At 73.6% G+C, this 18,665-nt stretch carries 13 protein-coding genes and 1 pseudogene; 9 read left to right on the forward strand and 5 right to left on the reverse strand.

What is annotated here, in order from left to right; genetic code table 11:
• The first annotated feature begins 65 nt into the window (after window positions 1-65).
• Entirely contained in the window at window positions 66-812 is a 747-nt protein-coding gene (locus OG617_RS27415) for a response regulator transcription factor (protein WP_405103976.1), read from the forward strand.
• Entirely contained in the window at window positions 790-2,304 is a 1,515-nt protein-coding gene (locus OG617_RS27420) for a sensor histidine kinase (RefSeq protein ID WP_405095828.1), read from the forward strand. Before OG617_RS27415 ends, OG617_RS27420 begins: the two co-directional genes overlap by 23 nt.
• 43 nt (window positions 2,305-2,347) lie before the next feature.
• On the opposite strand, the gene OG617_RS27425 is transcribed toward OG617_RS27420, so the two are convergent.
• Entirely contained in the window at window positions 2,348-3,193 is an 846-nt protein-coding gene (locus OG617_RS27425; protein ID WP_405095829.1) for an arginase family protein, read from the reverse strand.
• A 271-nt stretch (window positions 3,194-3,464) separates the two neighbouring features.
• On the reverse strand, window positions 3,465-3,863 hold the full coding sequence (locus OG617_RS27430; protein ID WP_405095830.1) for a VOC family protein: 399 nt from the start codon (window positions 3,861-3,863) through the stop codon (window positions 3,465-3,467).
• Between the two features lie 202 nt (window positions 3,864-4,065).
• Here OG617_RS27430 and OG617_RS27435 point away from each other — a divergent pair, with 202 nt between their 5' ends.
• The 4 genes from OG617_RS27435 to OG617_RS27450 all read left to right on the forward strand — a co-directional run bounded on the left by OG617_RS27435 (window position 4,066) and on the right by OG617_RS27450 (window position 9,232).
• Window positions 4,066-4,215, forward strand: a complete 150-nt coding sequence (locus tag OG617_RS27435; protein WP_350889158.1) for a hypothetical protein — start codon at window positions 4,066-4,068, stop codon at window positions 4,213-4,215.
• A 15-nt stretch (window positions 4,216-4,230) separates the two neighbouring features.
• The gene (locus OG617_RS27440) at window positions 4,231-5,661 is read left to right on the forward strand and encodes a class I SAM-dependent methyltransferase (RefSeq protein ID WP_405095831.1); all 1,431 of its coding nucleotides are present in this window, start codon (window positions 4,231-4,233) and stop codon (window positions 5,659-5,661) included.
• Window positions 5,654-7,705 carry a sulfatase-like hydrolase/transferase gene (locus OG617_RS27445; RefSeq protein ID WP_405095832.1) on the forward strand — a complete coding sequence of 684 codons (2,052 nt, stop codon included), beginning with the start codon at window positions 5,654-5,656 and terminating at the stop codon, window positions 7,703-7,705. The genes OG617_RS27440 and OG617_RS27445 overlap by 8 nt, the downstream gene beginning before the upstream one ends.
• 243 nt (window positions 7,706-7,948) lie before the next feature.
• Window positions 7,949-9,232: a citrate synthase gene (locus OG617_RS27450; protein ID WP_405095833.1), complete on the forward strand. Its 1,284-nt coding sequence runs from the start codon at window positions 7,949-7,951 to the stop codon at window positions 9,230-9,232.
• A 229-nt stretch (window positions 9,233-9,461) separates the two neighbouring features.
• Here OG617_RS27450 and OG617_RS27455 read toward each other — a convergent pair whose 3' ends face one another.
• Complete coding sequence (locus OG617_RS27455; protein WP_405095834.1) at window positions 9,462-10,865, reverse strand: glycosyltransferase family 4 protein; 1,404 nt, start codon at window positions 10,863-10,865, stop codon at window positions 9,462-9,464.
• A 321-nt stretch (window positions 10,866-11,186) separates the two neighbouring features.
• Here OG617_RS27455 and glgX point away from each other — a divergent pair, with 321 nt between their 5' ends.
• From glgX to treZ, 3 genes and pseudogenes are all read left to right on the forward strand, one after another.
• Window positions 11,187-13,304: a glycogen debranching protein GlgX gene (gene glgX / locus OG617_RS27460; RefSeq protein ID WP_405095836.1), complete on the forward strand. Its 2,118-nt coding sequence runs from the start codon at window positions 11,187-11,189 to the stop codon at window positions 13,302-13,304.
• 2 nt (window positions 13,305-13,306) lie between these two features.
• Window positions 13,307-15,640 carry a malto-oligosyltrehalose synthase gene (gene treY / locus OG617_RS27465; RefSeq protein WP_405095837.1) on the forward strand — a complete coding sequence of 778 codons (2,334 nt, stop codon included), beginning with the start codon at window positions 13,307-13,309 and terminating at the stop codon, window positions 15,638-15,640.
• A pseudogene (gene treZ / locus OG617_RS27470) lies at window positions 15,637-17,371 on the forward strand (malto-oligosyltrehalose trehalohydrolase). The gene treY and the pseudogene treZ overlap by 4 nt, the downstream one beginning before the upstream one ends.
• A gap of 122 nt (window positions 17,372-17,493) precedes the next feature.
• Here the strand turns inward: treZ and OG617_RS27475 are convergent.
• Together OG617_RS27475 and OG617_RS27480 are read right to left on the reverse strand one after the other, a co-directional pair.
• Window positions 17,494-18,369: an alpha/beta fold hydrolase gene (locus tag OG617_RS27475; protein WP_405095838.1), complete on the reverse strand. Its 876-nt coding sequence runs from the start codon at window positions 18,367-18,369 to the stop codon at window positions 17,494-17,496.
• Window positions 18,366-18,578, reverse strand: coding sequence for a hypothetical protein (locus tag OG617_RS27480; RefSeq protein WP_405095839.1), 213 nt, complete (start codon window positions 18,576-18,578; stop codon window positions 18,366-18,368). The genes OG617_RS27475 and OG617_RS27480 overlap by 4 nt, the downstream gene beginning before the upstream one ends.
• Window positions 18,579-18,665: the final 87 nt, after the last annotated feature.

Genomic DNA, 18,665 nt, shown 5'->3' on the forward strand with positions numbered 1-18,665 from the left:
CCCGCACAGCTGGTACACAGGGTCTGCCGATGTGGGGCACAGCCGACCGTCCCACGATGGGAGGCATGGTCATGGAGGGGCAGGCCGCGCAGGGCCGCATCGAGCTGCGCCGACCCGACGGGGAACCCGTCCGGGTGTTGGTGGTCGACGACGAGCCCACGCTCACCGACCTGCTCTCGATGGCGCTGCGCTACGAAGGCTGGCAGGTGCGCACGGCGGGCAACGGGATGACGGCGCTGAGCACCGCCCGGCAGTTCCAGCCGGACGCGGTGGTGCTCGACGTGATGCTGCCCGACCTGGACGGCTTCCAGGTGCTGCGCCGGTTGCGCGAGCACACCCCGACCGTGCCGGTGCTCTTCCTCACCGCCCGGGACGCGGTGGAGGAGCGCATCGCCGGGCTCACCGTCGGCGGCGACGACTACGTCACCAAGCCGTTCAGCCTGGAGGAGGTGATCGCCCGGCTGCGGGCGCTGCTGCGCCGCTCCGGGTTCGCGGTCGCCACCCGGGAGGACGCGGTGCTGACCGTCGGCGACCTCAGCCTGGACGAGGACAGCCACGAGGTGCGCCGCGACGGCCAGCTGGTCACCCTCACCGCGACCGAGTTCGAGCTGCTGCGGTACCTGATGCGCAACCCGCGCCGGGTGCTCAGCAAGGCGCAGATCCTCGACCACGTCTGGAACTACGACTTCGGCGGGCAGGCCAACGTCGTCGAGCTGTACATCTCGTACCTGCGGAAGAAGATCGACGCCGGACGGGCGCCGATGATCCACACGCTGCGCGGCGCGGGGTATGTCCTCAAGCCCGCGGACTGACCGGCTGCGCCGCTGGCTGGCCGGCTGGCCGCTGCGTACCCGACTGGTGGCCGCCGTCGTGGCGCTGCTCGCCCTGGTCAGCATCGGGATCGGCGGCCTGACCACGGTCGCCCTGCGGCACTTCCTCATCGGCCAGGTCGACGACCAGCTCACCCTCGAGGAGCACCGACGCGGCGCCAACCGGCCGTCCTGGCTCACCGACCCGCCCGCGCTGCCCCGCGCCGTCGAGCTGCCGCCCGGCTTCCCGGCCGGCTCGATCGTCGCCCGGGTGGCCGACGGCCGGGTCGTCGAGGCGAAGGTCCGCACCTCGGCCGGCCCGGCCGAGGCGCTCGCCACCGACACGGCGGCCCCCCTGGCCGACCTGGCCGCCGACGGCCGGCCGCACACGGTGGACCTCGGCGAGTTGGGCGACTACCGGGCCGTCGCCCGGCAACTCGGCTCCGACAACGACGGCGACGGCATCGGCGGCGGCATGCTGGTCTTCGCCCAGCCGCTGGCCGGCGTCCAGGAGACCGTCTGGTGGATGGTGCTGGCCCAGGCCGGGGTCGCCACCGCCGGGTTGCTCGTCGCCGGCAGCCTCGGCGCGCTGATCGTCCAGGCCACCCTGCGCCCGCTGCGCCGGGTCGCCGCCACCGCAGCCCGGGTCACCGAACTGCCGCTGGACCGGGGCGAGGTGGCGCTGTCCGTGCGGGTCCCCGCCGCCGACACCGACCCCCGCACCGAGATCGGCCAGGTCGGCGGCGCGCTCAACCGGATGCTCGGGCACGTCGCCGCCGCGCTCGCCGCCCGCCAGGCCAGCGAGACCCGGGTACGCCAGTTCGTCGCCGACGCCAGCCACGAGCTGCGCACCCCCCTCGCGGCCATCCGCGGGTACGCCGAGGTGGCCCGCCGGGGCCGCGACCGCGTCCCGCCGGACGTGGCGCACGCCCTGCGCCGGGTCGAGTCGGAGAGCACCCGGATGACCAGCCTCGTCGACGACCTGCTGCTGCTGGCCCGGCTCGACTCCGGCCGCCCCCTGGCGGTCGAGCCGGTGGACCTGACCGCGCTGGTCGTCGACGCGGTCAGCGACGCGCACGTCGCCGGCCCGGAGCACCGCTGGCAGCTCGACCTGCCCGAGGCGGAGCAGGTGGTGCCCGGCGACGCCGCCCGGCTGCACCAGGTGGTGGCGAACCTGCTGGCCAACGCCCGGGTGCACACCCCGCCGGGTACCACCGTCACGACCCGGCTCGCCCCCGTCCCGGCCGGAGTGGTGCTCAGCGTCACCGACGACGGCCCCGGTGTCCCGGCCGACCTGCAGAACGAGGTCTTCGAGCGCTTCGCCCGGGGGGACAGCTCCCGGTCGCGCGCCCACGGCAGCACGGGCCTCGGGCTGGCCATCGTGGCGGCCGTGGTGGACGCCCACCACGGCCGGGTCGAGGTGTCCAGCCGCCCGGGGCGAACCGTGTTCACGGTTTCCCTGCCGGCGGTCACGGACTCCACAGCGCACGCATAGGGCGCTCACGGTGGCCGGGCAAGCGCCTCGCCGGCCCGACCCGTCAGGGACTGAGCGCGGCGGCGAGGAGCTCGACGAGGCGGCGGGCGTGCCGCCCGTCGGGGTCCGCGTCGGCGTCGAGGTCGGCGACGCTCATCCCGATCAGCCGGTCGGCGCTGGCCAGCGGGCCGAGCAACGCCAGCAACTCGTCCCCGTCGGGCCCGCCCGGCTCGGGGTAGGTGACGGCGGGCAGGGCCCCGGGGTCCAGCACGTCGACGTCGAGGTGCAGCCAGGCCGGGGTGTCGTCCTCGGTGGCGAGTTCCCGGGCGACCGCCGCGAAGCCCCGCCGCCGCAGCAGGGCCGCGGGAACCTGGTCGATCCTCGGGTCCACCCGGTCGGCCTCCCGGCGGGCCTCGTCGTCGCGGGGCGGGCGGTGGCCGATCACCCGCACCAGCGCCGGATCGACCAGTGCCCGGCCGAACAGGTCGGGACCGTGCCCGGTCAGGACGGACAGCTCCATGTCGGCCCCCTCGCCGGTGGCCGACGTGGAGCCGTCGAAGAAGTCGACGTGCCCGTCCAGGAACCACAGGGTGGTGCCGGCGGGCAGGCCGAGGAAGACGCCGAGCAGGATCGTGCAGTCGCCGCCGAGGAGCAGGGGACGGTCCCCGCCGGAGCGGACGGCCCGCACCGCGTCGGCGATCGCCCGGCTGGCCGCGCGCACCTGGTCCGCGCCGATCAGCCCGGTCGCCGGGTCCCGGCGCGGGTCGTCGATCCGGGCCGGGACCTCGCCGCCGTCGCGGGCACCGAGCCGCCGCAGCAGGCCGGCGGCCCGCAGCGCGCGGGCCCCGCGCTCCTCGCCCCGGCCCCGGCCGGAGGAATCCAGCGGGGCGTCCAGCACCGTCCAACGCACTTGCGCAGGCTAACGGGTGTGGCGGGCTGGGGCGGATGTATCGGGAACGTCCGGTGGCCCTGCGCGGCGCCGTGCTGTGGACCAGCGTGAGCGACGGCCCCCCCGGCCGGGTGCTGCCGGACGGGTGCCTCGACCTGCTCTGGTCCAGCCGCGCCGGGCTGCTGGTCGCCGGGCCGGACCGGACGGCGCACCCGACCGGTTCGGTGCCGGGGGAGCGGTGGCTGGGGCTGCGGCTGCCGTCGGGCGTCGGCCCGGCCGTCCGGGCCCCGGGTCAGTCGACCGGCAGCGGGGCGAACAGGTCGACGGCCGTGCCGTCGGGGTCGTGCAGGACCGCGTACCGCTGGCCCCAGACCGCATCCCACGGCGCCAGGTGGCCGTGGAAGCCGGCCCCGGTGAGCTCGGCCCAGCACCGGTCGACCTCGGCCGGGTCGGCGCAGCGGAACGCGAGGCTGACCCGGGAGCCGCCGGTCGGCGCCGCCCAGCCGGGGTCGAAGCCGCGGATCGTCTCCACCGTGTCCCAGGCCAGCCGCAGGCCGCTGGCCAACGTGAACTCCACGTGCGGTTCGGCCTCCGCGCCGGCCGGGACGTCGAGGCCCAGGCGGCGGTAGAAGTCGAGGGTCCGGGCCATGTCGGTGACCGTCAGGCCGACGAGGTCGAAGCGAGGTGTCATGCCGCCGACCGTACGCGGGGCCGGGTGTCGCGTCTTGAACGGAACGGAACGGAACGGACGCGGTCGGAGTGGGCGGTGTGGCCGCGACACGGTCGGTCGTCGCGTACGGTGGCAATGAGGATAAGTCCGGCCTTTCGGCACAAAACCCCCTGCGCGGCGGGCCGGAAGCTGACTCCGAGACGGCGAGGGGAAGGAGCGGCCCGTGATGCACCTGGCCTACCTGGACGCGGGTTCCGGCAGCCTGATCGTGCAGGCGGTGGTCGGAGGGGTGGCCGGAGCGGCGGTGGCCGCGAAGCTCTACTGGCGCCGGCTGACGGCCCGGTTCCGCCGCCAGCACACCGACCGTTCCTGAGCCGGGTCCGCCGGCATGACCACCCCCGACACGGGCGTCCGGGCCGAGCCAGGCTCGTTCCGCGACCCGGCCAACCGCGTCTTCTACGCCGATGGCGAGGTGCTGCGCGGGCTCGACGCGCGGGCGGCCGAGGACTGGCGTGCCCTGGCCGCCAGCGAGTTCTTCCCGCCGCTGCTCGCCGCCGGCAAGGTCTGCGGCACCGAGCCCGTCGCGTCGGACCGGTTCCGCGCCCCCGACGGAGAGCCGTGGGCCGCGGTCCTGCGCCACGAGCGCATCCCGTTCGTCTCCCACCCGTACGAGTGGTCGTTCGGCATGCTGCGCGACGCCGCGCTGCTGCACCTGGAGGTCCTGCGCGCGGCGCTGGCCGCCGGCTTCACCACAAAGGACGGATCGGCCTACAACCTCCAGTGGCACGGCGTCCGACCGGTCTTCATCGACGTCGGCTCATTCGAGCCGGCCCGCGACGGCGAGCCCTGGGCCGGCTACCGGCAGTTCTGCCAGACCCTGCTCTACCCGCTGCTGCTCACCGCGCACCTCGGCGTGGACTTCCAGCCCTGGCTGCGCGCCCAGGTCGACGGCATCCCCCCGGAGCAGATGCGCCGGCTGTTCACCGGAGCCCGCCGGCTGCTGCCCGGCGTCCCCACCCACGTGCACCTGCACTCCGCGATGCAGCAGCGGCACGCCACCGCGACCACCAGCGACGTGCGGGCGCAACTGCGCACCGCCGGGTACTCCCGGGAACTGGCCCTGGCCGCCGTGCGCCGGATCGAGAAGCTGATCCACCGGCTGGCCCCGCGCCGCGCCCGCAGCCACTGGGTCGACTACCAGCGCACCTGCACGTACTCGGCGGGGGAACGGGCCGCCAAGGAACGCTTCGTCGCCGCGGCGCTGACCGCTGGCCCGCCGCCCGGCCTGGTGCTGGACCTGGGCGCCAACGACGGCCGGTACGCCCGGATCGCCGCCCGGCACGCCCGCTACGTCGTCGCCGTCGAGCAGGACCCGGCCGTGGTCGACGACCTGTACGCGGCGCTGCGCGCGGAGGACCAGCGGCGGGTGCTGCCGCTGGTGATGGACCTGGCCGACCCGTCGCCCGGCGGCGGCTGGCGGGGCGTGGAGCGGGCCGCCTTCGCCACCCGGGCCCGTGCCGACCTGGTGCTGGCCCTCGCCGTCGTGCACCACCTCGCAATCGGGCGCAACGTGCCGCTGGCCCAGCTCGTCGACCAGCTCGTTGCCGCCTGCGCCCCCGGCGGCCGGCTGGTGGTCGAGTTCGTCCATCCGGACGACCCGATGGCCCGGCGGCTGCTGGCCAACCGACCGCCCGGCCTCTTCCCGGCCTACCGGCCCGACGAGTTCGTCCGGCTGCTGGCCGCCCGGTGCCGGATCGAGCGGCGCGTCGAGCTGCCCTCGGGCACCCGGACGCTCTACCAGGCGGTGGTGGGTGGCTGACCCGGCGCCGGCGCCGCCGACCTCCCGGGCCGCCGACCCGGCCCCGGGCCGCCCCACCCCGCCGGCCGGGTGGCGGGCGGAGCGGGGCCCGCTGCTGGAGGTGGTGGCGCTGGTCGGGCTGGTGGTCACCCAGCCGATGCTGGACGTGCTGGGCCACAGCCCCGACTTCTTCCTGTTCCACCGGGCCACCCGGGGCGAGATCCTGACCCTGGTGGCGCTGATCGCGCTGGTCCCCACGCTGCCGGTGGCCCTGCTCGGCGTGGCGAGCAGGCTGGCCGGGCGGGCCGTCCGGACCGCCGTGCACACCGGGACCGTAGGCCTGCTGCTCGCCGCCCTCGCCGTCCAGGCGGGCCGGCACGGCACGCCGCTGCGGGGCGTACCGCTGCTGCTGGTCGCGGCGGTGGTGGGCGCGGCCGGGGCCGCCGCGCACCGGCGGTGGCGCGGCCCGGGGTGGGCGCTGCGGGTGGCCGCGGCGGGGCCGCCGGCCTTCGTGGCGCTGTTCCTGCTCGCCTCGCCGGCCTCGGCGGTGGTGCTGCCGGGTGGCCATGCCGGCGCGGCCGGCGCGGCCGGCCCGGGGGAGCACCCGCCGGTGGTCATGCTGGTCCTCGACGAGCTGCCGCTGGTCTCCCTGCTCGGCCCCGACGCCCGGATCGACGCCGCCCGCTACCCGCACTTAGCCGAGCTGGCGGCCGGCTCCACCTGGTACCGCAACGCCACCGGGGTCAGCGGCTGGACGCCGTACGCGCTGCCGGCCATGCTCACCGGCCGGTACCCGGCCCGGTCGGTCGCCCCGCACTACTCGCAGTACCCGGACAACCTGTTCACCGCCCTCGGCGGCCTGTACGACATCCGGGCGCAGGAGAGCATCACCCGGCTCTGCCCGCCCAGCCGCTGCGCCCAGCCGGCCAGCCCCAGCCGGGGCCTCGGCACCCTGGTCCGGGAGAGCGGCCGGCTGCTGCGCCAGGTGACCGCCCCGGTGGACAGCCGGGTCGCCCCCGAGGAGTCGTACCGCGAGTTGACCGCCGCCGAGGCGGGGCTGGACGCCGCCGAGCCGGTCCCGGCCGACCCGAAGTTCCGCTGGGACAGCCTCGACGACAACCAGCCGGCCCGGTTCACCACGTTCCTGGCCGGGCTGCGCCCCAGCAGCCGGCCCACCCTGCACTTCCTGCATCTGCTGATGCCGCACGCACCCTGGGTGTTCCTGCCGTCGGGGGCCCGCTACGCCGCCCCGGAGGACCTGCCCAACGACGGCGCGGGCTGGGTCGAGCTGGCCCGGCAGCGGCACCTCGCCCAGCTGGGGTACACCGACCGGCTGATCGGCGAGACGCTGCGCACCCTGCGCGCCACCGGCCTGTACGACAAGGCCCTCGTGGTGGTCACCGCCGACCACGGGGTCAGCTTCGACAAGGGCTTCCAGGGGCGCGGGATGAGCGCCGTGCGCGCGGCGGCCGGGCAGGTGGCCTGGGTGCCGACGTTCGTCAAGGAACCCGGCCAGCGGGCCGGGCGGGTCGACGACCGCAACTGGGAGCACGTCGACCTGCTGCCCACGGTCGCCGACCACGCGCACGTGCGGATTCCGTGGCAGGTCGACGGGCGCTCCGCCCGGCAGGCCCCGCGCGAACGCGCCGACAAGCGCTTCTACGACCTGCCGGGCGAGCCGGTCAGCATCCCCGGCGGAGTGCCGGAGCCGCAGCCCCAGCCGCCACCCCACCCGTTGGTCGGCACCGCAGTGGGGCAGCGGCCTGCCGACGGCACCGCCCGGGTCGCCGACCTCGCCGCGTTCCGCGCCGTCGACCCGGACGCCGGCGAGCTGCCGGCCCTGGTCTGGGGCACCGTCGGTGCGTCGGTGCGCGACGGCACGCTGCTCGCCGTCGCGGTCAACGGCCGGATCGGGGCGGTCGTCCCGGTCGTGCCGCCCGATGCCGGCGGGCGGCGGTTCGCCGCCCTCCTCCCCGACGACCGGCTGTTCCGGGCCGGCGTCAACCGGCTGGACGTCTACCGGGTCGGCCCCGGCGACGAGCTGCTCCAACTGAGTGTTTCCTGAGAGTTTCGCCCCTCCGTAGCAAGGGCCCCTGCCGACGCGTGACGCGCGGCAGTGGGCCCTTCTTGGCGCTTTGCCATGGTTCGTCGCCCGGCTCGCGCCCGCCGGGTTTCCCCGCCTGTGGGCCGGGAATCGGGTGACGCATACCTCACCGCCGAACCACGGCGAGCGGTGTTCCCGCAACCGTGTTTACGGTAAAAGCGAAGGCAATTTCAACGTAGATCTGCCGGCGAAGCGAGGAACCACATGACGGAAGTCAAGCTCGATCACCCCGGTGGGCAGCTGTCGATGCCGGTGCACTCGGCGGTCGAGGGCCCCGCCGGCATCGGCGTGAGCAAGCTTCTCAAGGAAACCGGGATGACCACGTACGATCCCGGTTTCGTCAACACCGCAGCCTGCTCCTCCGAGATCACCTACATCGACGGCGACGCGGGCATCCTGCGGTACCGGGGCTACCCGATCGAGCAGCTGGCCGAGAAGTCCTCCTTCCTGGAGGTCTCCTACCTGTTGATCTACGGCGAGCTGCCCGGCCAGCAGGAGCTGACCGAGTTCAGCGAGCGGATCCGGCGGCACTCGCTGCTGCACGAGGAGATGCGCCGGTTCTTCGACGGCTTCCCTCGCGACGCGCACCCGATGGCAGTGCTCTCCTCGGCCGTCAGCGCCATCTCGACCTTCTACCAGGACAGCCTGGACCCGTTCGACTCCGACCACGTCGAGATGTCCACGGTCCGGCTGATGGCCAAGGTCCCCACCATCGCCTCGTACGCGTACAAGAAGTCCATCGGCCAGCCGCTGCTGTACCCGGACAACTCGCTCGGCTACGTGGACAACTTCCTGCGGATGACGTTCGGCGTGCCGGCGGAGCCGTACGAGGTCGACCCGGTCATGTCCAAGGTCCTGGACATGCTGTTCATCCTGCACGCCGACCACGAGCAGAACTGCTCCACGTCGACCGTGCGGCTGGTCGGCTCCAGCAACGCCAACCTTTTCGCCTCGGTCTCGGCCGGGGTTAACGCGCTCTTCGGGCCGCTGCACGGCGGGGCCAACCAGGCCGTGCTGGAGATGCTGAAGAAGATCCAGACCGACGGCGGCGACGTGCAGTCCTTCGTCCGCAAGGTGAAGGACAAGCAGGACGGCGTGAAGCTGATGGGCTTCGGCCACCGGGTCTACAAGAACTACGACCCGCGCGCCGCCATCGTGAAGAAGGCCGCCCAGGACGTGCTCGGCCGGATGGCCAAGCCGGACCCGCTGCTGGACATCGCGATGAAGCTGGAGGAGATCGCCCTCGCCGACGACTTCTTCGTGTCCCGCCGGCTCTACCCGAACGTGGACTTCTACACCGGCCTGATCTACAAGGCCATGGGCTTCCCGACGAAGATGTTCACCGTGCTCTTCGCCCTCGGCCGGCTCCCCGGCTGGATCGCCCAGTGGCGCGAGATGATCAACGACCCGGAGACCAAGATCGGCCGCCCCCGGCAGCTCTACACCGGGTCCCCCGAGCGGGACTACGCCCCCCTCACGGAGCGCTGACCCGCCGGCTCCCCGACAAAGACGGGCCGCCCACCCCCACCGGGGTCGGCGGCCCGTCTCCCGTCTCCGCACCCCCGCCCCGACCCGCCCCTTCCGCCGATCTTGCACTGGCGGCCCCGACATATTCGACAGTCCGGACAAACCAGGGGCCGAAAGTGCAAGATCGACGGGGCAGGGCAGGGCAGGGCAGGGCAGGGCAGGGCAGGGCGGGGCGGGGCGGGTGGGTGGGTTAGCGGAGGCCGGCGGCGGTTAGGAGGTTGCCCTCGGCGATGTGGGCCGGGGAGCGGCCCTCGGTCATCCGGCGCTCGGCGCGCTCCGCGGTGAACGCCGGGGCCTTGGCGATCGCCGCCGCGTACGTGGTGGCGGTGCGGGACGCGATGGCCGCCCAGCCGTACTGCTCGTGCACCATGGCACGGGCCCGGCGGGCCAGTACCCGGGCGCGCTCCCGGTCGGACAGCAGGGCGTGCACCGCCTCGGTCAGCCCGTCCGGGTCCTGCGGGGCGAAGGTCATCCCGGTGACGCCCGGCTCGATGATCTCGGCGAGCCCGCCGGTCGCGGCGACGGCCAGGGGCGCCCCGGCCGCGGCCCCCTCCAGGGCCACCATGCCGAACGGCTCGTAGATGCTCGGCACCGCGAAGCAGTCCGAGGCGGCCATCACGGCGGGCAGGTCGGTGCCGCCGAGGAAGCCCGGCATGCTCACCACGCCGCCGAGGCCGAGCCGGTGCACCTCGGCCTCCAGGGCCGACTTGTACGGCCCGTCGCCGACGATGACCGCGCGCAGCCCGGGGTGCCGCTCGCGCAGCCGGGGCAGCCCGGCGAGCAGGTGCTGCACGCCCTTCTCGTACACCAGCCGGCCGGCGAAGGTGACCAGCGGGCCGTCCCCGGCGAACCGGGCCCGGGCCGAGGCGACCGCCGAGGCCGGCACCTTCCAGCGGTGCGGCTCCACCCCGTTGGGCACCACGTCGACCCGGCCCGTGGGCACGCCGAACAGCGCGTTGACCTCGTCGCGCATGTATCCGGAGCAGGCGATCACCCGGTTGGATTCGCTGCTGATCCAGTGTTCGACGCCGTGGATGGTGCGGTTCATCTCTTCGGGGAGCCAGCCTTGGTGTCGGCCTGCTTCGGTGGCGTGGATGGTGGTGACGAGTGGGATGTCGAGGTGGTCCCGGAGGGTGATGGCGGTGTGTGCGACGAGCCAGTCGTGGGCGTGGATGAGGTCGTAGGTGCCGGATTCGGTGGCGCGTAGGGCGGTGCGGGTGAGGGTGTGGTTGAAGGCCATGGTCCAGGCGAGGAGGCTGCCGGTGGTGAGGGGGAAGGTGACGGGGTCTTCGGTGGCGCGGAGGATGCGGACGCCGTCGGCGTATTCCTCGAGGGGTGCGCCGTGGGTGTGGCGGGTGATGACGGTGACTTCGTGGCCGGCGGTGGCGAGGGCGACGGAGAGGGCGTGGACGTGGCGGCCGAGGCCGCCGACGAGCACCGGCGGGTACTCCCACGACAGCATCAGGATGCGGCGGGTCTGCGGGGGCACCCCGGACCCGGCGGACTGTGGGATCAAAGGCCGGGAGGTGGGCACGAGCCGGCAGGTCCGGTCCGTGGCGGTGGCGGTCTGCTCGCCGGCCCGCAGGGTCGTCACATCAAACTCCGTCCATGCATGGTGGAACGCGCCGGCAACGGTGGCGGCGAAGAGGAAAGTGGTGGGGGTGGCCGAGGGCCGAGTGGTGGCGCGCGCGGGCGCACGCCTCCGCATCAAGGAAAGGGCATCCGGGGCCGAACCGCATCCCGAGAGGGCCCAACGTGACGGACGCCACCCAAACGGACGGCCGGTATCAGGAGGGTGGATTTTGGTTACGGCACGAAATGGTGGATTGGGTGGACGGGCGGCGGGGCACTACCGGCGTGCGCACTCGCCGGGCCGCCCGGTAGGGGCGTTCACAATCATGGGCTGAGGAGCGACATGCAGGTCTGGCCGGGCGAGCGGTACCCCCTGGGGGCGACCTACGACGGGATGGGTACCAACTTCGCGATCTTCTCGGAGGTGGCCGAGCTGGTCGAGCTCTGCCTGTTCGACGAGTGGGACACCGGGGCGGAGCGCCGCGTCGAGCTGCGCGAGGTCGACGCGTACGTCTGGCACGCGTACATCCCCGGCATCGAACCGGGGCAGCGGTACGGCTACCGGGTCCACGGCCCGTGGGACCCGGCAGACGGGCTGCACTGCAACCCGCACAAGCTCCTGCTCGACCCGTACGCCAAGGCCGTGGACGGGGACGTGCAGTGGAACGCGGCCGTCTACGACTACGAGCTGGGCGACCCGGACCGGATGTCCGAGACCGACTCGGCGCCGTTCATGCCCAAGTCGGTGGTGGTGAACCCGTACTTCGACTGGGGCAACGACCGGCCGCCGCGCACCCCGTACCACCACTCGGTGATCTACGAGGCCCACGTGCGCGGGCTGACCATGCGCCACCCCGGCGTCCCGGACGAGCTGCGCGGCACGTACGCGGCGATCGCCTCCCCGGTCATGATCGAGTACTTCCAGCAGCTCGGGATCACCGCCGTCGAGCTGATGCCGGTGCACCAGTTCGTCCACGACCACCGGCTGGCCGACCTGGGGATGCGCAACTACTGGGGCTACAACACCATCGGCTTCTTCGCCCCGCACCACGGCTACTCCGCGCTGGGCCACCTCGGCCAGCAGGTGCAGGAGTTCCGGGGCATGGTCAGGGCGCTGCACGCCGCCGGCATCGAGGTCATCCTCGACGTGGTCTACAACCACACGGCCGAGGGCAACCACCTCGGCCCGTCGCTGAGCTTCAAGGGCGTGGACAACCCCAGCTACTACCGGCTCTCGGAGGAGGATCGGCGGTACTTCGTCGACTACACCGGCACCGGCAACAGCCTCAACGTGCGCAGCCCCCACTCGCTCCAACTGATCATGGACTCGCTGCGCTACTGGGTGACCGAGATGCACGTCGACGGCTTCCGGTTCGACCTCGCGGCCACCCTGGCCCGGGAGTTCTACGAGGTCGACCGCCTGTCCACCTTCTTCGAGGTGGTCCAGCAGGACCCGGTGGTCAGCCAGGTGAAGCTGATCGCCGAGCCGTGGGACGTCGGCCCCGGCGGCTACCAGGTGGGCAACTTCCCGCCGGTGTGGACCGAGTGGAACGGCAAGTACCGCGACACGGTGCGGGACTTCTGGCGCGGTGAGCCGGCCACCCTCGCCGAGTTCGCCTCCCGGATCTCCGGCTCCGCCGACCTGTACCAGGACGACGGCCGCCGCCCGTTCCACAGCATCAACTTCGTCACCTGCCACGACGGGTTCACCCTCAACGACCTGGTGTCGTACAACGACAAGCACAACGAGGCCAACGGCGAGTCCAACCGCGACGGCGAGGGCCACAACCGGTCCTGGAACTGCGGCGTCGAGGGGGAGACCGATGACCCGGGCGTGCTGGCCCTGCGCCAGCGGCAGCGGCGGAACTTCCTGGCCACCCTGCTCCTCTCCCAGGGCGTGCCGATGATCGGCCACGGCGACGAGCTGGGCCGCACCCAGCACGGCAACAACAACGCGTACTGCCAGGACAGCGAGCTGGCCTGGGTCGACTGGGACGGCGCCGACGAGGCGCTGCTGGGCTTCGTCCGGCGGCTGGTCGAGTTCCGCCGCCGCCACCAGGTGTTCCGCCGCCGCCGGTTCTTCACCGGCCTGCCGGTGGGCGGCCGGGCCGCCGACTCGGGCCTGCCCGACCTGGCCTGGTACACCCCCGACGGCCGGGAGATGACCGGCGAGGACTGGGGCAACGACTTCGGGCGCTCGGTGGCCCTGTTCGTCAACGGCGACGGCATCCCCGAGCGCGGCCCGTACGGCCAGCGCCACCGGGACACCTCGTTCCTGCTCTGCTTCAACGCCCACGACGCCGCGCTGGGCTTCACCCTCCCCGGGGAGGAGTTCGGCCAGCGGTGGGAGCTGGTGATCAGCACCGCGGAACCGGAACCGGAGAAGCCGACCCTCGTCGAGGCGGGCGGCACCATCTGCGTCCCGGACCGTTCCCTGGTGGTCCTGGAGAGGACGGTCTGACCATGCCCGACGGCCCACGTTCCGGTGCGACCTACCGGGTGCAGGTGCGCCCCGGGTTCGACCTCGACGCCACCGCCGGCCTTGCCGGCTACCTGGCCGACCTCGGCGTCACCCACCTCTACAGCGCGCCCCTGCTCACCGCCACCCCCGGCTCCGCGCACGGCTACGACGTGGTCGACCACCGGGCGGTCAACCCCGAGCTGGGCGGCGAGGCCGGCCGGGTGCGGCTGGTCCGGGCGCTGCGTGCCGCCGGGCTCGGCCTGGTCGTCGACATCGTGCCCAACCACGCCGGGGTGGCCCAGCCTGCGGCCAACCCCGCCTGGTGGGACGTGCTGCGCCGGGGCCGCGCCTCGGCGTACGCGTGCTGGTTCGACATCGACTGGGACCGCGGCCGGCTGCTGCTGCCGGTGCTCGCCGACGCCCCGGACGCCCTCGACGACCTGAAGATCGTCGACGGGGAGCTGCGCTTCCACGAGCACCGCTTCCCGATCGCCGACGGCACCGCCGAGGGAACCGGCGAAGGGATCGGCGAAGGGACCGCCCGCGAGGTGCACGACCGGCAGCACTACGAGCTGGTCTCCTGGCGGCGCGGGGACCGCGAGCTGACGTACCGCCGGTTCTTCGCCGTGTCCGACCTGGCCGGCCTGCGGGTGGAGGACCCGGAGGTGTTCGCCGCCACCCACGCGGAGGTGCTGCGCTGGGCGGCGGCCGGCGAGGTCGACGGCATCCGGGTCGACCACCCCGACGGGCTGCGCGACCCCGCCGGCTACCTGGCCCGGCTGCGCGCCGCCGCGCCGGACGCGTGGCTGCTGGTGGAGAAGATCCTCGAGTACGGCGAGGAGCTGCCCGACTGGCCGGTGGACGGCACCACCGGCTACGACGCCCTCACCGCAGTCTGCGGGCTCTTCGTCGACCCGGGCACGGAGGGCGACCTCACCGCCCTGGACACCCGGCTGACCGGGCACCACACCTCCTGGCCGGACCTCATCCACGACACCAAGCTGGAGGCCGCCACCCGGCTGCTCGCCGCCGAGCTGACCCGGCTCGCCGCGCTCGCCCCCGAACTGGACGCCGACGACGCCCGGGCGGCCCTGGCGGAGCTGGCCGCGTGCTTCCCGGTCTACCGGGGCTACCCGCCGCACGGCGCCCGGCACCTGGCCGCCGCCCGCGCCGAGGCGGGCCGACGCCGCCCCGACCTGACCGCCGCCCTCGACGCGGTCACCCGCCGGCTGCGCGACCCCGACGACGAGCTGGGGCAGCGGTTCCCGCAGCTCTCCGGCGCGGTGATGGCCAAGGGCGTCGAGGACACCGCCTACTACCGGTGGAGCCGCTTCGTCGCCCTCAACGAGGTCGGCGGCAGCCCCGCCCACTTCGGCACCCCGCCGGCCGAGTTCCACCGGTTCGTAGCCGCCCGGCAGTCCCGCTGGCCGGCGGCGATGACCACCCTGTCCACTCACGACACGAAGCGGGGCGAGGATGTCCGGGCCCGGCTCGCGGTGCTGTCCGAGCTGCCCGAGCGCTGGGCCGAGCTGGTCACCCGCTGGACGGTCGCCGCGCCGCTGCCCGACCCGGCGTTCGCCCACCTGCTCTGGCAGACCGCCGTCGGGGCGTGGCCGATCGAGCGGGAGCGACTGCACGCGTACGCCGAGAAGGCCGCCCGGGAGGCGTCGGTCGCCACGAGCTGGGCCGACCCCGACCCCGCCTTCGAGCACGCCATGCACGCCGTGGTCGACCGGATGTACGACGACCCGGAGCTGCACGCCGAGTTGACCGCGTTCGCCGCCGAGATCACCCCGGCCGGCTGGTCCAACTCGCTCGGGCAGAAGCTCGTCCAGCTCGCCATGCCCGGGGTGCCCGACACCTACCAGGGCACCGAGCTGTGGGACAACTCCCTGGTCGACCCGGACAACCGCCGCCCGGTCGACTTCGCCGTACGCCGGGACCTGCTGGCCCGCCTCGACGGCGGCTGGCTCCCGCCGGTGGACGCCGACGGGGCGGCGAAGCTGCTCGTGGTCTCGCGGACCCTGCGGCTGCGCCGCGACCGCCCGGGGCTGTTCACCGGCTACCGCCCGCTGGCCGCCCAGGGTCCCGCCGCCGGGCACGCCGTCGCCTTCGACCGGGGCGGTGCGATCGCGGTCGCCACCCGGCTGCCGTTCGGGCTGGCCCGCGCCGGCGGCTGGGGCGACACCAGCCTGTCACTTCCCGTTCACGAGGTGACGGACCTGTTCACGGGCCGGGTCTACAGTGGCGGGGAGACTCCGCTGGCCGATCTGCTGGCAGCCTGCCCCGTCGCGCTGCTGGCTCCCACCATCGAGTCCGTGGAGGGTGTGTCATGACCGAGTTCACGGTGTGGGCGCCGGAGGCGGGCCGGGTCCGGCTGCGCCTGCCCGGCGCCGCCGACCACGAGATGCGCGTCGGCCCCGACGGCTGGTGGCGGGTCGAGGTGCCCGCCGCAGGCCCCGGCACCGACTACGCCTACCTGCTCGACGACGACGAGCGGGCCCTGCCCGACCCCCGGTCGGCCTGGCAGCCGGCGGGGGTGCACGGCCCGAGCCGGCGCTACGACCACGCGGCGTTCGAGTGGACCGACCACGCCTGGACGGGCCGGCAACTGCCCGGCAGCGTCCTGTACGAGTTGCACGTCGGCACGTTCACCCCCGAGGGCACCTTCGACGCGGCCATCGGCCGCCTCGACCACCTCGTCGACCTCGGCGTCGACATGATCGAGCTGCTGCCCGTCAAAGCCTTCAACGGCGAGCACAACTGGGGGTACGACGGGGTCTGCTGGTACGCCCCGCACCAGCCGTACGGCGGGCCGGACGGCCTGAAACGGCTGGTCGACGCCGCCCACGCCAAGGGGCTGGGGGTGATCCTCGACGTCGTCTACAACCATTTCGGGCCCTCCGGGGCCTACGCGCCGATGTTCGCGCCGTACCTCACCGAGCAGGACAACACCTGGGGCCGGACCGTCAACCTCGACGGCCCACACTCCGACGGGGTGCGCCGCTACATCGTCGACAGCGTGCTGATGTGGCTGGGCGACTACCACGTCGACGGGCTGCGACTCGACGCCGTCCACGCCATGCCCGACTCGCGGGCCACCCCGTTCCTGGAGGAGGTGGCAGTCGAGGTCGATTCGCTGGCCACCCACCTGGGCCGGCCGCTGTCGCTGATCGCCGAGTCCGACCTCAACGACCCCCGGCTGATCACCCCCCGGGAGGCCGGCGGCTTCGGCCTGCACGCCCAGTGGAACGACGACGCCCACCACGCCCTGCACACCCTGCTCACCGGGGAGCGACAGGGCTACTACGGTGACTTCGGCTCCCTCGACTGCCTCACCGACGTGCTCACCGGCGGCTTCTTCCACGCCGGCACCTGGTCCAGCTTCCGCAACCGCAGCCACGGGCGGCCCGTGGACCGGCGGCGCACCCCGGGCCACCGGTTCGTGGCCTACCCTGCAGAACCACGACCAGATCGGCAACCGGGCCACCGGCGACCGGCTCTCGGCGTCGCTGTCCCCTTCCCTGCTCCGGGTCGGCGCGACGCTGCTGTTCACCGCCCCTTTCACCCCGATGCTGTTCATGGGGGAGGAGTGGGCGGCCAGCACCCCGTGGCAGTTCTTCACGAGCCACCCCGAGCCGGAGTTGGCGACGGCCGTGGCCACCGGCCGTAGGCGGGAGTTCGCGGCGCACGGGTGGACCTCTGATGATGTTCCCGATCCGCAGGACCGGCAGACCTTCGCCCGCTCCCGGCTCGATTGGGCCGAGCTGGACAAACCCGAACACCGCGAGATGTACGAGTTCCACCGGCGGCTCATCGCGCTGCGCAAGAGCCGGGCCGACCTGTCCGATCCTCGGCTGGACCGGGTCGACGTCCGGCACGGGGACCAGTTCCTGGTGATGCGGCGGGGGGAGACGCTGGTGGTCGCGAACCTGGCGGCCAAGCCGCAGCGGATCACGTTGCCGGGGATGGCGCGCCGGGTGCTGCTGGCAACGGGGGAGGGGGTCACGGTGACCCGGGACCGGATCGAACTGCCGGCGGAGACGGCGGCAATCGTGGCGCTGTAGGGCCTGCCAGGCGTCACCGCGTGATCGTTTGCTGATTTGTGAGACGACACTCCGGGCGAGTTCTCCAAAAACAGCAGACGTTCATGGAGCCCCAACCCGGACACCGCGAAGGCCCGCGCCCGTCAGCCGGCGTCCAGCACGTCGCGCAGCCGCGCCGCGAACTCGGCGGGCTTGCCCGCGTAGCCGAAGTCGCCGCCGAGGAAGCCGCCGTGGTGGCTGGGGAACACCGTGGCCTCCTGACCGAGCAGCGCGGCGGTGGCGACGGCCGTACGTGCGGTGTACGTCCCCGCCGACTCCTCGCCGACGGCGATCACGATCCGCGTCGGTGCCGCGGTGAGCAACTGCGCGTCGGGGCGGTAGTCGATGATCGCCCAGGAAGCCTTCGACAGCAGCGGGTCGTCGCGGGTGCCGTCGTCGTCGGTCGGCATACCGAACGCCGCCGGGTCGGGCGCGGGCTGGGCGAAGTAGGCGTCGGTGAACTCGCCCTGCCAGGACGTCATCGCGATGAACGCGGCCATTCCGGCGCCAGTGCCCTTCGCCTGGTACGCCTCGTGGAAGGCGGCCCGGGCTCGGTCAGCGGCGGCGGCGTCGGGGAGCACGGTGTTGATGGGCGGCTCGTGTGCCACCAGCGTGCCGACGTCGCCGGGGTGGGATGCGACCAGTTCGAGCGCGGTCACCGCGCCGCCGCTGCTGGCGAAGACGTCGACCGGGCCGGTGCCTAGCGCCTCGATCAGCAGGTGCAGGTCGCCCGCCTGGGTCTGTGGCGTGTGGTCCGTCCGGCCATCGGTGCGGACGCTGCGGCCCAGGCCGCGGGGGTCGTAGGTGACGACCGTGCGGTCGGTGAAGTGCTCGGCGAGCGAGCCGAAGCCCTCCGCGGTCATCGGCTGGCCGATCATGAGCAACGTGCGGTGCCCGGCGGACGCGGAGAGCGGGTCGCGGACGTCGTAGACCAGGTCGACGCCGGGCGCGGCAAGGGTGCGCTTCTCACTCTTCGTCATGCCGGGAGCGTACGGCCGACGTACGACGTCATGGGCCGTGACGCTGCGAGAGCCGCGCCGGTTTCGCGGGCGAAGGCGGCCGGGCCGACGCCGAGGATCCGCTTGAAGTGGCGGACCAGGTGCGGCTGGTCGTAGAGCCCGCTGTCGGTCGCGACCGACCGCAGCGGTCGACCCCGCAGGATGAGCCGGCGGGCGACCGTTCCTGTCAACTGTTTCCATGCACCCACTGCCGGCTCTCCCCCGGGGAGAGGGGCAAGAAGGCAGGCGGACCCGTCCGCGTTCGCCGTGGAGGTCAT

This window comes from Micromonospora sp. NBC_01412 (assembly GCF_045040215.1).
GTDB lineage: Bacteria > Actinomycetota > Actinomycetes > Mycobacteriales > Micromonosporaceae > Micromonospora > Micromonospora rubida.

Coding starts and splice junctions, on each gene's coding strand:
- OG617_RS27415 (WP_405103976.1), top strand. CDS start 66: ATGGTCATGGAGGGGCAGGCCGCGCAGGGCCGCATCGAGCTGCGCCGA.
- OG617_RS27420 (WP_405095828.1), top strand. CDS start 790: ATGTCCTCAAGCCCGCGGACTGACCGGCTGCGCCGCTGGCTGGCCGGC.
- OG617_RS27430 (WP_405095830.1), bottom strand. CDS start 3,863: ATGACACCTCGCTTCGACCTCGTCGGCCTGACGGTCACCGACATGGCC.
- OG617_RS27440 (WP_405095831.1), top strand. CDS start 4,231: ATGACCACCCCCGACACGGGCGTCCGGGCCGAGCCAGGCTCGTTCCGC.
- OG617_RS27450 (WP_405095833.1), top strand. CDS start 7,949: ATGACGGAAGTCAAGCTCGATCACCCCGGTGGGCAGCTGTCGATGCCG.
- glgX (WP_405095836.1), top strand. CDS start 11,187: ATGCAGGTCTGGCCGGGCGAGCGGTACCCCCTGGGGGCGACCTACGAC.
- treY (WP_405095837.1), top strand. CDS start 13,307: ATGCCCGACGGCCCACGTTCCGGTGCGACCTACCGGGTGCAGGTGCGC.
- OG617_RS27475 (WP_405095838.1), bottom strand. CDS start 18,369: ATGACGAAGAGTGAGAAGCGCACCCTTGCCGCGCCCGGCGTCGACCTG.